At 64.7% G+C, this 15,897-nt stretch carries 13 protein-coding genes; 2 read left to right on the top strand and 11 right to left on the bottom strand.

What is annotated here, in order from left to right; translation table 11 throughout:
• Window positions 1-192: 192 nt before the first annotated feature.
• From CVM73_RS02615 to CVM73_RS02595, 5 genes are all read right to left on the bottom strand, one after another.
• Complete coding sequence (locus CVM73_RS02615) at window positions 193-2,433, bottom strand: tetratricopeptide repeat protein (protein WP_167406580.1); 2,241 nt, start codon at window positions 2,431-2,433, stop codon at window positions 193-195.
• Window positions 2,434-2,531: 98 nt separating this feature from the next.
• A complete protein-coding gene (locus CVM73_RS02610) occupies window positions 2,532-3,269 on the bottom strand; it encodes an amino acid ABC transporter ATP-binding protein (RefSeq protein WP_027542726.1) in 738 nt (245 codons plus the stop codon).
• A gap of 11 nt (window positions 3,270-3,280) precedes the next feature.
• Window positions 3,281-4,801 carry an amino acid ABC transporter permease gene (locus CVM73_RS02605; protein WP_100230465.1) on the bottom strand — a complete coding sequence of 507 codons (1,521 nt, stop codon included), beginning with the start codon at window positions 4,799-4,801 and terminating at the stop codon, window positions 3,281-3,283.
• Window positions 4,798-6,003: an amino acid ABC transporter permease gene (locus tag CVM73_RS02600; protein WP_100230464.1), complete on the bottom strand. Its 1,206-nt coding sequence runs from the start codon at window positions 6,001-6,003 to the stop codon at window positions 4,798-4,800. The genes CVM73_RS02605 and CVM73_RS02600 overlap by 4 nt, the downstream gene beginning before the upstream one ends.
• Before the next feature lie 25 nt (window positions 6,004-6,028).
• Window positions 6,029-7,045, bottom strand: coding sequence for an amino acid ABC transporter substrate-binding protein (locus CVM73_RS02595; protein WP_027574514.1), 1,017 nt, complete (start codon window positions 7,043-7,045; stop codon window positions 6,029-6,031).
• A gap of 380 nt (window positions 7,046-7,425) precedes the next feature.
• Between CVM73_RS02595 and metC the strand changes: the two genes are divergently transcribed.
• Together metC and CVM73_RS02580 are read left to right on the top strand one after the other, a co-directional pair.
• Window positions 7,426-8,610, top strand: a complete 1,185-nt coding sequence (gene metC, locus CVM73_RS02585; protein WP_100230463.1) for a cystathionine beta-lyase — start codon at window positions 7,426-7,428, stop codon at window positions 8,608-8,610.
• Between the two features lie 155 nt (window positions 8,611-8,765).
• Window positions 8,766-10,457, top strand: a complete 1,692-nt coding sequence (locus CVM73_RS02580; protein WP_100230462.1) for a Na/Pi cotransporter family protein — start codon at window positions 8,766-8,768, stop codon at window positions 10,455-10,457.
• Window positions 10,458-10,502: 45 nt separating this feature from the next.
• Here CVM73_RS02580 and CVM73_RS02575 read toward each other — a convergent pair whose 3' ends face one another.
• From CVM73_RS02575 to CVM73_RS02550, 6 genes are all read right to left on the bottom strand, one after another.
• On the bottom strand, window positions 10,503-11,363 hold the full coding sequence (locus CVM73_RS02575) for a DMT family transporter (protein WP_100230461.1): 861 nt from the start codon (window positions 11,361-11,363) through the stop codon (window positions 10,503-10,505).
• A gap of 70 nt (window positions 11,364-11,433) precedes the next feature.
• Window positions 11,434-11,970 (bottom strand): TetR/AcrR family transcriptional regulator, encoded by a 537-nt coding sequence (locus CVM73_RS02570; protein WP_245452201.1) that lies wholly within the window; start codon window positions 11,968-11,970, stop codon window positions 11,434-11,436.
• Window positions 11,971-12,142: 172 nt separating this feature from the next.
• Complete coding sequence (locus CVM73_RS02565) at window positions 12,143-12,481, bottom strand: lipid-A-disaccharide synthase N-terminal domain-containing protein (RefSeq protein WP_063194420.1); 339 nt, start codon at window positions 12,479-12,481, stop codon at window positions 12,143-12,145.
• A complete protein-coding gene (locus tag CVM73_RS02560; RefSeq protein WP_100230459.1) occupies window positions 12,478-13,215 on the bottom strand; it encodes a glycosyltransferase family 2 protein in 738 nt (245 codons plus the stop codon). The genes CVM73_RS02565 and CVM73_RS02560 overlap by 4 nt, the downstream gene beginning before the upstream one ends.
• A gap of 63 nt (window positions 13,216-13,278) precedes the next feature.
• The gene (locus CVM73_RS02555; protein ID WP_100230458.1) at window positions 13,279-14,124 is read right to left on the bottom strand and encodes a phosphatase PAP2 family protein; all 846 of its coding nucleotides are present in this window, start codon (window positions 14,122-14,124) and stop codon (window positions 13,279-13,281) included.
• A 1-nt stretch (window position 14,125) separates the two neighbouring features.
• Window positions 14,126-15,868 (bottom strand): ArnT family glycosyltransferase, encoded by a 1,743-nt coding sequence (locus tag CVM73_RS02550; protein WP_100230457.1) that lies wholly within the window; start codon window positions 15,866-15,868, stop codon window positions 14,126-14,128.
• Window positions 15,869-15,897 lie beyond the last annotated feature (29 nt).

Here is a 15,897-nt window from a genome sequence, read left to right as displayed (position 1 = left end):
CTCTCCGAAGGATGGCCGCACGGAGAGTCTAGCTGATTCGTCGTCCAGGCCGCCGGTTGGCTGGAGCGGCAAGGCTCCCCGGGGTTTTCCGGTGATCAGGGCAAGATCCGGGCTCAGGAACAGGGTCGGGTGCGCGCCCGTCCAGAAGCAATGCCCGATCACGCCAGATCGTGGACGTTCCCAGTACGCGGCCTACGCCAGATCTCCGCCTTGCGGGGCCGCGGCACAATACTCGCGCCAGAACTGGCGATACCCCGCCTCGACCTTGCGCGTGTAGATCTCGACATTGCCGGCCGGCGAGGCCGCGATCCGGGCCGGCAGCTCCGCGCGCAGCTTGGCCAGATGAGCCGGCTGCGCCGCAAACTTGCACGCGATCGCGGCATAGCCTTCATCGGTCTCGGCGACCCAGTCGCCAAGCCCGCCGGCCGCCACGATGGACCCGCCGGCACGCGACGAGGCGCCGTTGCCGAGCTTGGCGACAACCGGAACGCCTGCATAGAGCGATTCCCAGCTGCTGATGCCGCCGTTTTGCGGGAACGTATCGAGCGAAATATCGACCTGCGCAAAGGCCCGCAGATGCTCCTGGCGCGGGGTCGAGCCCATGCAGATGACGTTCTCCTCTGCAATCCCCTGCGCCACGAACCGCGCGACCAAACGGTCGCGCAGCAAGGGATCGTCGAGCAGCCCGTTCTTGATGATGATCTTCGAACCGATCACCGCGCGCATCACTTTCGACCACACCCGGATGGCCTCGTCCGAGACCTTGAAGATGCGGTTGAACACGCCGAAGGTCACATAGCCGTTGCGGAGCATGGGAAGCTCCGAAGGCGGCACGTCCAGCACGGGATCGATCGTGATCAGGCACGGCAGATCATAGACCTTTTCGGCCAGCAGATGCCGCGCCGATTGCGGAATAAAGATCGGGTCGGCGAGCACATGGTCCATGGTCTGAAGGCCGGTCCCCGTGGCGTGCCCGAAACCCGTGACCTGGATGGGGGCCGGCTTGCGGGCGAAGACATGAAGCCTGCTGCCGGTGGTATGCCCGGACACATCGACCAGAATATCGATCCCATCGGCCTGAATACGATCGGCCAGCTCGTCGTCCGAAAGCTGCGCGGCATCGACCCAGACGTCCGCGAGCGGCTTGAATCTCTCCGTCATCTCATCCTGCAGCGGCCAGCAGGAATAGCAGACGATCTTGAACCTGGCGTGATCATGATGGCGCAGCACCGGCAACAGAGAGTACGCAGCCGAGTGGTTCCTGAATTCTGACGCGACGTATCCGATCACGATGCGCTTGTCCGGATCGAGCTTGCGCGGCAACAGCGTCCTTTGCGGAAGCTTGGCGCCGATCGCATCCCACCAATATCTTCGCGCCGCCTGTTGGGCTGCGAAATCCGCCTCCGGTAGATAATCCAGCACGAAAATCTTGTATCCGATAGCCTCCGGAAAGTCCGGCGCGATCTTGAGCGCCGCGTCGAGATGCTCGAGCGCCGTCGCGATGTCTCCCTGGTTCACATAACAAGCCGCCAGGAGCGCCAATCCCATCTCGGATCGCGGATTGACCTCGAGCAGCGTTTTGACGCCCGCCAGCGCCCGCGCCGTGTTTCCCGCGAGAATGTCGATCTGCGCCCTCCAGCACAGCGCGAGCTCGAGCCGTGGCGATTGCGCCAGCGCCGCATCGAGATCCGCGGCCGCCTGCTCCAGCCGGGACAGGCTCAAATTCAGCCGTCCGCGCTGCAGCAGAATCCGCGGTGAACCTGGCTTGATTGCGAGCGCTGTGTCGAAAGCGGCAGCCGCCTCCTCGAAGTGCCGGAGCTCGAGGCTCACCATGCCCTTGCCGGCGATCGCTTCCGCGTGAGATGGCTGAAATGACAGCGTGCGGTCGAAGCTCGCTTTGGCGCGCTCGAACTGGCCCGTCATCAATTCCGCCATGCCGCGGTTGCAAAACGCATCGGCATAGTCCGGCTTCAGCCTGATCGCGCGTTCGTGCAGCCCGATCGCCTCGTTGCCGAGGCCGATGTGCAGCAGCGTATTGCCGAGATTGGTCAGGGTGATCGGACAATTCGGCTTCAGCGCAATGGCCTTCTCCTGGCATGCGCGGGCGTCCTTGAATCTCTCGAGCGCGAAATAGACGGCCCCGAGATTGCCATGCGCATCGGGCGAACGCGGATCGAGCGCGGTCGCACGCTCGAGCAGGAATTCCGCCTCGTCGAGCCGCCCGCCGTCAAACGCGCGCAGCCCGAGCAGGTGCGTGGCGTGGAAATGATCCGGGACTTCTTTCAAGATCTCGCGGCAGAGTGTCTCGGCCTCGGCAAGTCTGCCCTGCCCGAGTGCCTCGATCGCGAAGGCCATGACGGCGTCCGCCTGCTTCTTCAGCTTCTTTTCCAGTCGCGCATTCTGGTATGCGCGCGCGCCGGCACTGCTCTGCAAGGTCTCTCTCCGGAGGATGGCCCGAAAAGAGACGAGCTGATTCGGATGGTGCCAAGCTTGCGGTCAGTCAGACCGCGAGGCCACCGGGCTGCAGGGGCTCACCGCAGAATCTGGCTCAGGAACAGCTTCGTGCGGGCGTGCTGCGGGGCGGCGAAGAACTCGTTCGGCGTGTTGGCCTCGATGATCTGGCCGGCGTCCATGAACACGACGCGGTTGGCGACCTCGCGGGCAAAGCCCATCTCGTGGGTGACGACCAGCATGGTCATCCCCTCCTCGGCGAGGTCGACCATGGTGTCGAGCACCTCCTTGACCATCTCGGGGTCGAGCGCCGAGGTCGGCTCGTCGAACAGCATGACCTTCGGGTTCATGGTCAAGGCCCGGGCAATCGCGACGCGCTGCTGCTGGCCGCCGGACATCTGCCCCGGAAACTTGTTGGCCTGGTGCGGGATCTTGACCCGCTCCAGGAACTTCATCGCGGTCGCCTCGGCATCCCTCTTGGGGATGTTGCGGACCCAGATCGGCGCCAGCGTGCAATTGTCGAGCACGGTCAGATGCGGGAACAGATTGAAGCTCTGGAACACCATGCCGACCTCGCGGCGCACGGCATCGACGTGCTTGAGGTTGGGACCGAGCTCGATGCCGTCGACGACGATCTCGCCCTCCTGGAATTCCTCCAGCGCATTGATGCAGCGGATCAGCGTCGACTTGCCGGAGCCCGACGGCCCGCAGATCACGATGCGCTCGCCCTTCTTAACCTCGAGGTCGATGTCGCGCAGGACGTGGAATTCGCCATACCATTTGTTCAGGCCGGAAATCTTGACGATGGGGTCGGACATGGTGGCCTCGATCAGTTGCGGCGGTGGGCGTTGAGACGGTGCTCGACGAACAGCGAGTAGCGCGACATTCCAAAGCAGAACATGAAGTAGATGATCCCGGCGAAGGCGAAACCGGTGAACGCGGTCGACGGCGTCGACCATTTCGGATCCGAGAACGAGGCGCGAAGCGAGCCCAGGAGGTCGAACAGCGCCACGATCGAGACCAGCGAGGTGTCCTTGAACAGCGAGATGAAGCTGTTGACGAGGTTCGGAATGACGTGACGCAGTGCCTGCGGCAGCACGATCAGCGACGTCGTCTTCCACCAGGACAGTCCGAGGGCGGCCGCCGCCTCGCTTTGCCCGCGCGGGATCGCAGCGAGCCCACCACGGACATTCTCGGCCTGATAGGCGCCGGTGAACAGCGCGATGCCGATCAGCGCGCGCACCAGACCATCGACGGTGAAATTGCCGGGCAGGAACAGGGGCAGCATATAGGTCGCGAAGAACAGCACGGTGATCAGCGGCACGCCGCGCCAGAACTCGATGAAGGCGATCGAGAAGATCCGGATCAAGGGAATGGTGGAGCGGCGGCCGAGCGCCAGCGCGATGCCAATCGGCAGCGAGGTGACGATGCCGGTGACGGAGACCACCAGTGTCACCAAGAGGCCGCCCCACAGATTCGTCGCCACGATCGATAATCCGCCGTGATCGAGGTCCATCAGCTTGATGACGATGGCGGTGGCAATGAAGGTGCCGATGCTGGATGCCAGAGCCCGCCCGCCGGTGCGAACGCCGCCGCCAAGAACGAAGGCGATCAGGCAGACAATCGCGGCCGTGATAGCGAAATCGGCCCAGACCGGCTGCCCCGTGCCCTGAATATAATCGCGCAGCCAGGTGAGCGGAAAGATCAGCCATTGGATCGCTGTGCCGAGCAGCACGACGAGGCTTCCGACGACCCACAGCAGCGGAGCGATGGCGGACGTCTTGCTCAGGCTGAGCAGCGCCTGCCCGGCACCGAGGATGCTTTCGTCGAACAGCTGCAGCAGGCCGGCCGTCCAGCTCAGGCCGAAGCCCTTGATGCCACCGCCGTGCAGCAGGAAGAATGCGACCACCGGAAAGGCGGCGAAGAACAGGCCGGCATTCAGGCTCTTCGCCGGCAGCCGCGGAACGAGCAGCGGCAACAGCAGGACGGCTGCGAGCAACAGCGTCAGATTCACCCGCCAGCGTTCGGCCTCGGGATAGAAGCCGTAGATCAGTTGCGGGAGCTTCGCCTGGATGTAGGGCCAGCAGGCGCCGACCGCAAAGCCGGCGTTCTCGACGAGGCACGCGCTGCGGTCCCTACCGCTCCAGATCGCATCGACCATCAGGAACTTGACGGAGGGAACGATGGTGAACCAGAGCAGCAAGGCGCCCAGGATCGTCAGCAGGATGTTGGTCGGCGAGTTGAACAGCCGTGTGCGCATCAGGCCGATGAAGCCCGTGGTCTTCACCGGCGCGGGACGCTCGGCGAGCAGGTCCCGGCGGACGAAGCTGGACGAGATGACATCGCTCATGCGCCCAGACTCCGGCTGACGCGCCAACCGTAAACGCTCATGACGGCGCTGGTGAGGAGCGAGATCAGGAGATAGATGCCCATCGTCATGGCGATGATCTCGATCGCCTGCCCGGTCTGGCTCAGCGACGTACCGGCGAACACCGACACCAGGTCAGGATAGCCGATCGCGACTGCAAGCGAGGAGTTCTTGGTGAGATTGAGGTACTGGTTGGTCAGCGGCGGTACGATGACGCGCATGGCCTGCGGCACGACGATCAGGCGGAGCGTGGCGCCGCGGCTGAGACCGAGCGAGGACCCAGCCTCCATCTGCCCCTTGTGAACGGACAGGATGCCGGCGCGCACGATCTCGGCAATGAAGGCGGCGGTATAGGTCGACAGCGCCACCGTCAACGCCACGAATTCCGGAATGATCCGCGAGCCGCCGGCGAAGTTGAATCCCCTCAGCTGCGGCAGCTCGAAGGTGAAGGGCAGACCGAATACCAGCATCGTGGCCAGCGGAAGCCCCAACAGCAGGGCCACCACGTAAGGCCAGATGCGGATCATCCGCCCTTCCTGAAACAGCGCGCGCCGCGCATGGAAGCGCAGCGCCAGGGAGGCGACGACGCCGAGCGCCAGCATCGCCAGGAATGGCCCGAGGCCGCTCTGGCCGATCGGACTGGGAACGACGAGGCCGCGATTGCTGAGAAAGGCAATGCCGAGCAGCGAAATGCTCTGCCGCGGATTGGGCAAGGCCGCGAGCACCGCCAGGTACCAGAACAGGATCTGGAACAGCAGCGGCAGGTTGCGGATGACCTCGACATAGATCTCGCCGACGCGCGACAGCAGCCAATTGGGCGATAGCCGACACAGCGCGACGATGAAACCGATCACGGTGGCGAAGACGATGCCCACCACCGAGACCACGAGCGTATTCAAGAGCCCGACCACGAACACGCGCAGGAACGTGTCCGAGCCGGTATAGGGGATCAGGGTCTGGTTGACGTCGAAACCGGCATTGTTCCTGAGGAAGCCGAAGCCGGCGGCGATGTGCTGGTTTTCGAGGTTGGCGCGAGCGTTGGAGACGATCTCGTAGCCGATCCAGCCCAGGATCGCCGCGAAGGCAAACTGGACGGCAACGCCGTTCCAGCCTGCCTTGCCGCCCAGCATGCGCCGGATCTTCAGCGCGATCTGGGGCGGCGGTTTTCGGGCCTCGGTGCTCATGCCGCTGCCGGCCGATCAGGGGTGATCAGCGGATCGGCGGCGCGTACTGAAGACCGCCCTTGTTCCAGAGATTGTTGAGACCGCGATTGATGGCGAGCGGCGAGCCTGCGCCGACGTTGCGATCGAACACCTCGCCGTAATTGCCGACGGTCTTCACGATCCGCACCACCCAATCCTTGGTCAGCCCGAGCTGTTCGCCGAAATTGCCGTCGCTGCCGAGCACGCGCTTCAGCTCTGGATTTTCCAGTTTCGCCTTCTCGTCGACGTTCTTCGAGGTCACGCCGAGCTCTTCAGCGGTGATCATCGCAAACAGCGTCCATTTCACGATGTCGAACCACTGGTCGTCGCCGTGGCGCACCATCGGGCCGAGCGGCTCCTTCGAGATGATTTCCGGGAGCACCATGTGGTCGTTGGGATTGGCGAGCTTCAGGCGATTGGCGTACAGGCCCGATTGGTCGGTGGTGAAGACGTCGCAGCGCCCGGCTTCGTAGGCCTTCACGGTCTCGTCGTTGGTGGCGAACGCGATCACCTCATACTTCATGTTGTTGGCCTTGAAGTAGTCGGCGAGATTCTGCTCGGTGGTGGTGCCGGTCTGCACGCAGACCGATGCGCTGTTGAGCTCGAGCGCCGAATTCACCTTGAGCGACTTCTTCACCATGAAACCCTGCCCGTCATAATAGGTCACGCCGGTGAAGTTGGCGCCGAGCGAGGTGTCGCGCGAGATGGTCCAGGTGGTGTTGCGCGAGAGCACGTCGATCTCGCCGGATTGCAGCGCCGTGAAGCGGTCCTTGGCGGACAGCGGCACATACTTGACCTTGGTCGGATCGTTGAAGATCGCGCCGGCAATGGCGCGGCAGACGTCGACGTCGATGCCGGTCCAATTGCCCTTGTCGTCGGGTGATGAGAAGCCCGGCAGGCCCTGGCTGACGCCGCAGGACAGCATGCCCCTGTCCTTGACGGTCTTGAGCGTTTGCGCATCGGCGGCTTGGGCGGAGAGGCCGGCAGCGAGAGCGAGGGTGAGAGCCAGGGTTACGCGTTTCATGGGCTTCGGGCCTTTCAAGGTCGTCTCAAGGTCAGGAATGTTGTCTCAGGATCGACTCTGCCAGGGGCAGCCCTGCAAGAGTCATGCTGGAAAACCTTGCCGAACACTCGCCGATCTCGGGAGGCCATACCTTCATTCCCGCCGCTGGCGCCCGCCATTTTTGGCTGTGGCGCAAGGTCCGGTCAGACGATGGATCGAAGGTCGCGGCAGGCCCCTCAACATGCGGCGACTGAATAGCACCTGCGCATCACAGAACGACTGGCGAGCCGGGTCAAGGGGTTGACGGGACTCTTCTGTGTTCTGTTATTAACGACAGCGGCCTTTCGGCCGGCCCGCGGGCGCGACGCGCCCGGTGGAAACGCGGTTTTGAAAGCAGACGCATGGATTCCTCGCACCCCCAAGAGCAGCACGCCGAGACCCGGCTGGTCACCTCCGGCCGCGACACCAAGGCGCAGAAGGGGTTCGTCAATCCGCCGGTGTTCCACGGCTCGACCGTGCTCTATCCGACCGCCGAGGACCTGCACGCCCATCGCAGCGAGTTCACCTACGGCCGCCACGGCACCCCGACGACCCGGGCTTTCCAGGATACCCTGATGGCGCTGGAGGGGCCGCAATGCGCCGGCGTCGGCATCGTGCCGTCGGGGCTGTCGGCGATCTCCACCACCCTGCTCTCGGTGCTGAAGGCCGGCGACCATATTCTGGTTGCCGACAACATCTATCGGCCCTCGCGCAATTTCTGCAACGGCATGCTGACCCGCTATGGCGTCGAAACCACCTATTTCGATCCGCTGATCGGCGCCGGCCTCGACAAGCTGTTCAAGCCGAACACCCGCGCGGTGCTGGTGGAGGCGCCCGGCTCGCAATCCTTCGAGATGCCCGACATCCGCGCCATCGCCGAGGTCGCGCATGGGCGCGGCGCGCTCGTCATCGACGACAACACCTGGGCGACGCCGCTCTATCACCGCTCGCTGGAGCAGGGCGTCGACATCAGCATGCAGGCCGCCACCAAATATATCGGCGGCCATTCCGATATCATGTTCGGCACCATCTCGGCCAACGCGCAGGCCTGGCCGATGGTCGCCGAGGGCATCCGCCTGCTCGGCGTCTGCGCCGGCCCCGACGACGTCTTCCTGGCGCTGCGCGGTTTGCGCACGCTGTCGGTGCGGCTGGCGCAGCATCATCGCTCCGGGCTCGAGATGGCGCGCTGGCTGGCGGCGAGACCTGAGGTTGCGCGCGTGCTGCATCCCGGGCTCGAGACCGATCCCGGCCATGCGATCTGGAAGCGCGACTTCACCGGTGCGTCGGGCCTGTTCAGCATCGTGCTGAAGCCCGCCCCGCAGAAGGCTGTCGACACCATGCTCAACACGCTAGAACTGTTCGGCATGGGCTTCTCCTGGGGCGGCTTCGAGAGCCTTGCGATTCCCTTCGATTGCGATGCCTATCGCACAGCCACGAAGTGGGCTCCGGGCGGCCCGACTCTGCGACTTCACATCGGCCTCGAAAACACCGACGACCTCAAGGCCGATCTCGATCGCGGCTTCGCTGCCCTGAAGACGGCAATGTGAGCCTGCTCACAGGGCATCGTGCGCGAGGACGCGGCATCGCGCGCCGCGGGAACGTGCACGCGCCGTAAACGTTAACGCGGATGCGCCAACAAATGGTTTGATCCGCTGTCGTTTGGCGCTAGCCTCACCAATCGACTCCAATCCGGACACGGAGCATGGGAACGTTGGTTCTGCTCGATCTCATGGGCGGCGTGGCGCTGTTGTTGTGGGGCCTGCACATGGTCCACAGCGGGATCCTGCGCGCCTTCGGTCCGGACCTGCGGCGCCTGCTCGGCAAGGCACTGGGCAACCGTTTCAATGCCTTTGCTGCTGGCCTCGGGCTCACCGCGCTGCTCCAGAGCAGCACGGCGACCGCGCTGATCACCTCTTCGTTCGCGGCCGAGGGCCTCGTCAGCCTCGCCGCCGCGCTCGCCATCATGCTCGGGGCCAATGTCGGCACGACGCTGATCGTGCAGGTGCTGTCGTTCAACATCGCAGCCGTCGCGCCGGTGCTGTTCGTGCTTGGGCTCGTCGCCTTCCGCTCGGGACCGCGATCCCGGATCAAGGACATCGGCCGCGTCTGCATCGGCCTCGGCCTGATGCTGCTCTCGCTGCACATCCTGCTCGACACGCTGGCGCCGGCCGAGAACGCGCCCGGCGTCCGCGTCGTCATGTCGGCGATCACGGGCGACCCGATCTTGTGCATCGTCATCGCGGCCCTCGTCACCTGGGCGGTGCATTCGAGCGTCGCCAGCGTGCTGCTGATCATGTCGCTGGCCTATGCGCAATTCGTCACGCCTTACGCGGCGCTCGCACTGGTGCTCGGGGCCAATCTCGGCAGCGCCATCAATCCCGTGTTCGAGGGCGCCAAACGTGACGATCCCGCGAGCTATCGCCTGCCGGTCGGCAATCTCGTCAACCGCGTGGTCGGGATTGCGCTCGTCCTGCCCTTCCTGGGCGCGATCGCCGAGCACATGCACGCCTGGCAGCCCGATCTCGCCAAGATGACGGCGGCTTTCCACATCGCCTTCAATGTCGGCACGGCCGTGCTCTTCATCGGCCTGCTCGACACCATGTCGCGCCTGCTCATCCGCCTCTTGCCGGATCGCGTGCAGGAAGCCGACCCGGCAAGGCCGCGCTATCTCGACGAGACCGCGCTGGAGACGCCGTCACTGGCGCTCGCCGACGCCGCCCGCGAGACCTTGCGCATGGGCGATCTCGTCGAGGTCATGCTGCGCAAGGTGATGACCGCGATGATGACCGGCGACCGCGCGCTGGTCGACCAGGTCTCGAAAACAGACAATCTCGTCGACGGTCTCGACGAGGCCATCAAGCTCTACGTGACGAAACTGATGCGGGGCAGCCTCGACGAGAGCGAAGGACGTCGTGCGATGGAGATCATCTCCTTCGCCATCAACCTCGAGCATATCGGCGATATCATCGACAAGAGCCTGAGCGAGCTCGCCACCAAGAAGATCAAGCGGCGCTTCCAGTTCTCGGCGGAAGGGGCCGAGGAGCTCGCCGCCTTCCACAAGCGCACGATGGACTCGCTGCGCATCGCCTTCGGCGTCTTCATGTCGGGTGACGCCAACGAGGCGCGCAAGCTGCTGGTGGAGAAGACGGCGCTGCGCAACACCGAGCTTGCCGCGGTCGAGCGCCATCTCGACCGCCTGCGCGAGGGCCGCCCCGAAACCATCGAAACCACCTCGCTCCATCTCGACGTGCTGCGCGACCTCAGGCGCATCCACTCGCACATCTGCTCGGTCGCCTATCCCGTGCTCGACGCGGCCGGCGAGCCTTACCGCCGGGCCGAGACAGAGACGGCCACCCTCCCCGACTCAGGCACGGCGTCGGCGCTGCCGCGCTAGGCGGCCGGGCGCCGACTGAAGTCGGCACGACACGAGGCTCGACGATCAGGCTGGTTGGGCGCGTGGGCGCACTTGCGTCATGGCGACGCCTGAGATCGCGAGCAGCCCGCCGACGATCAGCTTTGGGCTCATGCGCTCGTCAAGAAAGATAACGCTGCAAGTCAATGCGAACACCGGAAGCAGCAGACCGAAAGGCGCGACGCGCACCATCGAGCAACGGGCGATCAGCCAGAACCAAAGGCCAAACCCGACAATTCCGCCGATGAAGATTGTATAGGCAAGCGCCAGCCAGCCGCGTTCGTCTGCCGTGACAAGGCTCGCCATTTGTCCGGATTCGAGCAACAACGACATCAGCATGACCTGCGGCACCGTGAGCAGCGACGACCAGCCCATCAACATCAGGGGATCAAAAGGGCCATAACGCTTCATCAAGACGTTGGACACCGCAAATGCGAAAGCTGCCCCGACCACGAGCAGCAGCGGAAGCGCGTTTGCCGACAGGCCAGGCCCCGTTGCCAGCACGACCACGCCGACGAACGCAAGTACGACGCCGGCGGACGTGGTTAGAGACGGCTTCTCCGCGAGCAGCGGCCAGGCCAACAGAACGGTGAAGGGCGGAGCGAGTTGATAGGCGACGGCAGACATGCTTCCCGAGCCGAGCCCGAGACCAACGTAGAACAGGCCGAAGTTCAATCCACCGAGGAAAAGCGAAATGGCAGCGACAGGCCCGAGCTGCCGACGGCTCGGCCTTTCGACGAACGGAACGAGCAGCAGCGCGATTGCCAGGAAGCGAAGTGCGAGGAAGAAGAGAGGCGGAAACTCGCCCACGCCCACTTTGATGACCACGAATTGATAGCCCCAGAGCAAGGGAACCACCACCGCGCAGACGATCTGGATGGCGGACATGGCATCGCTATTTTCAAGACCATTCGGTCCAGATATGGGCCTGCGAACAACGGAAAGGTCCATGGTTTGTCTACCTGATAAAGCGGTCGAGAAGAGCGTCAACGGTGGCTTGCGAAATGATCCGTGTCGGTGCCGTCTTACCGACCACCCGCAGCCCTTCGACGAAACAGACGAGAATTCGGGCGGCGCTCGAAGGCTCGACACCATCGGCGAGTTGGCCCGCTGCCTTCGCACGGGAAAATGCACCAGCCACCCGAGCCTCCATGGCTTTGAAGAAGTTCCCGATGCGACGATCGACCTCGACGTCACGGCCAGCCAGTTCCATGGCTGTGGCTACCAGCAGGCATCCGCGCCGACCATTGGCACCGCTGTTGCGGTCAACGTAGCCGGCAAGATAGGCCCTTAGGCCTTCGACCGGCTCTCTGCGGTGGTCGAGTTCGGTATCCATCCGCGTCAAGGCAATGGCAATATAGCGATCGAGCGCACGCAAGAACAGCGAGTGCTTGTCACCAAAGGCGGCGTAAAGGCTGCCACGGGAGAGCTTCGTCGCACGAAGCAAGTCCGGCAGTGCCGTGGCGTGATAGCCGCGCGACCAAAATACGTTCATCGCGCGTTCGACAGCGGCTTCCGTGTCGAAACTCCGGGGGCGGCCACGGGGCAGCTGTACTGGGGCGGCGCGACGCATAGGGATATATGAACCAATCGGTCTTGAAATAGCAAGAGCCGATTGGGTCACATATCACACGATTTTGGGAGAAGTCCCGGAGTCCGGTTTGGGATCAGCGTTCCAGCGTCTTCGACGCTTTGCCGCGATTCTTGATGATCAGCATGATGTTGCGGATATAGATCACCGTCGCCAGCGACTGTCCGAGGATGATAACGGGCTCGCGCTTCACCACGCCATAGACCAGCGTCATCAGCCCACCGCCCATCGAGCAGAACCAGAATGCCATCGGCACCACGCTGTTGCCGGCGCGCTCGCTCGCGATCCATTGCACCAGGAAGCGCGCGGTGAAGAACAGCTGCGCGACCAGGCCGAACGCAAGCCAGAAGTCGAACTTGGCGACGAAGACGTCGTAGAGATAATTGCTCAGCGCCTGACCGTATTGGATGATCATGCATTCACCTCGGTCACCTCAGGCGTCGGCTTCTTGCGGCGGATCAGCCACCAGACGCCAACGAGATCCATGATGCCGATCCACAGCCGGTCGAAGAAGCCATAGTTCGACACGCCGGAATGGCGCGGCCGGTCGATCACGTCGACATAGGCGATGTCGTAGCCTTCGCGGCGGACCAACGCGGGGAGGAAGCGATGCAGCCCGTCGAAGTAAGGCAGCATCAGGAAGACGTCGCGGCGGAACGCCTTCAGTCCGCAGCCGGTGTCGCGCGTGCCGTCCTTCAGGATGGCGTTGCGAACGCCGTTCGCCACGCGCGACTGGAATTTCTTGAAGCCGGTGTCCTTGCGCCCGACGCGCTGGCCGGCAGCGAGACCGACGCGCCCTGCCCCCTTCTCGACCGCCGCGATCAGGTCGGGCAGGAAAGCCGGATTGTTCTGGCCGTCGCCGTCGAGCGTCGCCACGATCTCCCCGCGCGCCGCGCGCACGCCGCTGCGCACGGCCGCCGATTGGCCGCCGGATCTCGCATGGCGGAGCTGACGCAGATTGCTCCGCTGTTTCATGATGGCGCCGAGCCGCTCGCCGGTCGCATCGGTCGAGCCGTCGTTGACGTAGATGATCTCATAAGCCCAGCGGCCATCGAGCGCCGCGGTGATCTCCGCGATCAGGGGCGCGATGTTGTCGGCTTCGTTGCGCACGGGAACGACGATGGAAACCGAAGGCTGGGACGTCGACAAATCGAGGCTCGTGGTTGGAATTGAGCTGCCCCAGGGAACCGGCGTCCCGGCAGGCAGCCGCTTTTATGGGGCGGATGCCCCGCGGGCAACCCTTTTAAGGCGGTCCGAAACCGTCCCTGAAAGCGGCACGATGGTGCCGTCGGCGCGGATGGCAAAGCCGAGCCTTCGGGCCGCAAACCAGTAACGGACGGCCATGGCGCCGACCGTTCCGACGAGAGCGCCGGCCACGACGTCGCTCGGGTGATGCGCCAGCAGCACCAGGCGCGTCAGCAGGATCACGATTGCGTAAGTGAACATGAACACGCGCAGGCGCGGCCACAATGCCGACACGGCAAACGCCAGGGCGAACGCTGCCACGGCGTGGCCTGACGGCAGGCTGGCATAAGCCCCCGTCCCGTCGAACGGGACGAAGTTGAACGGGTTGGCCTTGCCGCCGACGAACGGACGTCCGCGTCCGATGAGAAATTTCAGGATTTCGGCGACGAACGCTGACACGGCAACCGACAGAAACATGAACTGAAGCCGCGTGCCGAAGCCGAGCAGCAGCGCGCGGCGGCTTCCGTGCAGCCCGGCCGCAACAAGCGCCAGCGCCACCAGCGCAGCCCCCAGCACCAAGAGCACATACTCGTCCTTGCCGAAATCGGTGAGGATGCGGATCGGCCACAGGCTGGGCGTGCCGCGCGGCGGCATCAGCAGGATCTCGGCCTGATCGAACCCGACCATCAGCGCGATGACCAGCGCTGCGCCCGCTGCGCTGAGCCAGAGCGAATGCCGGGCCAGCTTGCGGGCGGCCTCGGCCCGGCACGAATGTGACGGCGAGCGCACGAGCTGCGCCAGCGCGCGCCGGGACACGGCGAGCAACTGCGCGGGATAGCCGCCACGCGGCGCAATGCCGGTCAAGGCCCGCATCCTATTCGGTGCCTTCCGACCGGAAGATCGAGATCGAGATCGCGCGCCCTTGCGAGAAATTGTAGCCGTCGATGCGCGCGCCGACCTTGTAGCGCAGCCCGATCGCCTCGGCGCGCTGCACGAAGCTGCGCTCGGAGCGCTGCTCGATCAGCGCGAAGCGGCAGCTGCCCTGCCGCAGGAAATCCGCCGCACCGGAGCCGTCGGTCAGCAAGGTCTGGGTGCCCACCAGGAAGACGAGGCTCGGCTCGTGATAACCGGCCGCGGCCGCTTTCGGTCCGACGCAGGTGACGTTGCGAAGCGCGCGCGCGATCTCGATGCTCGGAAACAGCGGCGTCAGTGCCGGCAGCACGATGCCGTAGACCGTCACGGCCAGCATCAGGGCTGCGACCAGCGCGTTGAGCAGCGAGCGCTCGGCGCGATTGTTGTCGTAGAGCCACCAGGCGAACAGGCCGAAGATCAGCGCGGCCGCGATGAACGGCCAGGCCACGAAGGCCGGCTGCCGCGTCAGCATCACCGCGCCGACGACCGCGATGATCGAGGCGGCTGCGGGGATCGCGAACCACCAGGCCGAGCCGCGCATCAGCCAGGAGCGCGATAGCACGCGCCGCTCCACCGCGCCTGCAGTGAGGATCGCAATCGCCGGATAGAGCGGCAGCACGTAATGCGGCAGCTTGGTCAGCACCGCCTCGAACACGATCCAGGACGGGATCAGCCAGGCCAGCAGAAACTGCGCGCCGGGCTCACGCCGCGCCCGCCACACCGCGGGCGCGGCCATCGCGGCGAGCGGCGCGCCGGGCCAGAAGGTGATCCAGAACAGCGCGAGGTATAGTCCGGGCGGGGCGCCATGGGATTCCTGTGCACCTAACTTGCTCAGCATATCGCCGCCGACGGAATCGGCGAAGAAGGCATCGCCCGCCCGCCAGAAGATTGCGACGAACCAGGGCAGCACCAGCACCAGCATCCACATCAGGCCCCAGAGGGGGCGCAGCTTCCACAGCCAGGAGGCATCGCGATCCTGGATCGCAAGCGCGACGATGGTCAGGCCTGCGAACATCAGGATCAGCGGACCCTTGATCAGGATGCCGATGGCAAGCGCGGTCCAGAAGATCGCCGGCCAGCTCCAGGGCGGATGCGTCTCGTCCTCGGCGCGCTGCCAGGACAAATAGGCCCGCGCCATCGCGCCCATCGCGGCGACGACGCAGAACAGCAGCATGGCATCGGTCTTCGCCAGCCGCGCCTCGACGCCGAGCAGCACCGAAGCGCACATCATCAGCGCCGCCAGCACCGCGGCGCGCCGCGTGACGAAGCCGAGCGCTGCCCAATAGGTCATGAGCACGGCGCCGATCGCGCCCACCAGCGACGGCAGGCGGTAGACCCAGATGCGCAATTCGGCCTTCGGCAGCTTGAGCATCGACGCGGCTTCGACCGTCGCCGATTGCAACCAGTAGATGCCGACTGGCTTCTTGTAGCGGACGTCCTCCTGAAAGCGGATGTCGACATAGTCGCCGCTCTCGACCATCTGCTTGGTGGCCTGGGCGAACCGCGCTTCGTCGCGATCGATCGGCGGGATGGTGAAGAAGCCCGGCAGGAACAGCAGCAGCGCGCACAGCACCAGGAAGCCGACCGCGCGCGCATGGCTGGCCGTGGCGATGTCGAGCATGCGCACGAGCCCACTGCCCGGATTTGCGGGCGATTTCGACTCGCGGGGTGCTCCAAAACGGGGGCTTGGATAGGTCTCGACCATTGGTTCCGCTTACGCTGAAACCGCCATCG

The organism is Bradyrhizobium forestalis (genome assembly GCF_002795245.1).
GTDB classification, from domain to species: Bacteria; Pseudomonadota; Alphaproteobacteria; order Rhizobiales; family Xanthobacteraceae; genus Bradyrhizobium; species Bradyrhizobium forestalis.
The sequence above is the reverse complement of the archived record's forward strand: the minus strand, read 5'-3'. Positions and strand labels throughout refer to the sequence as shown.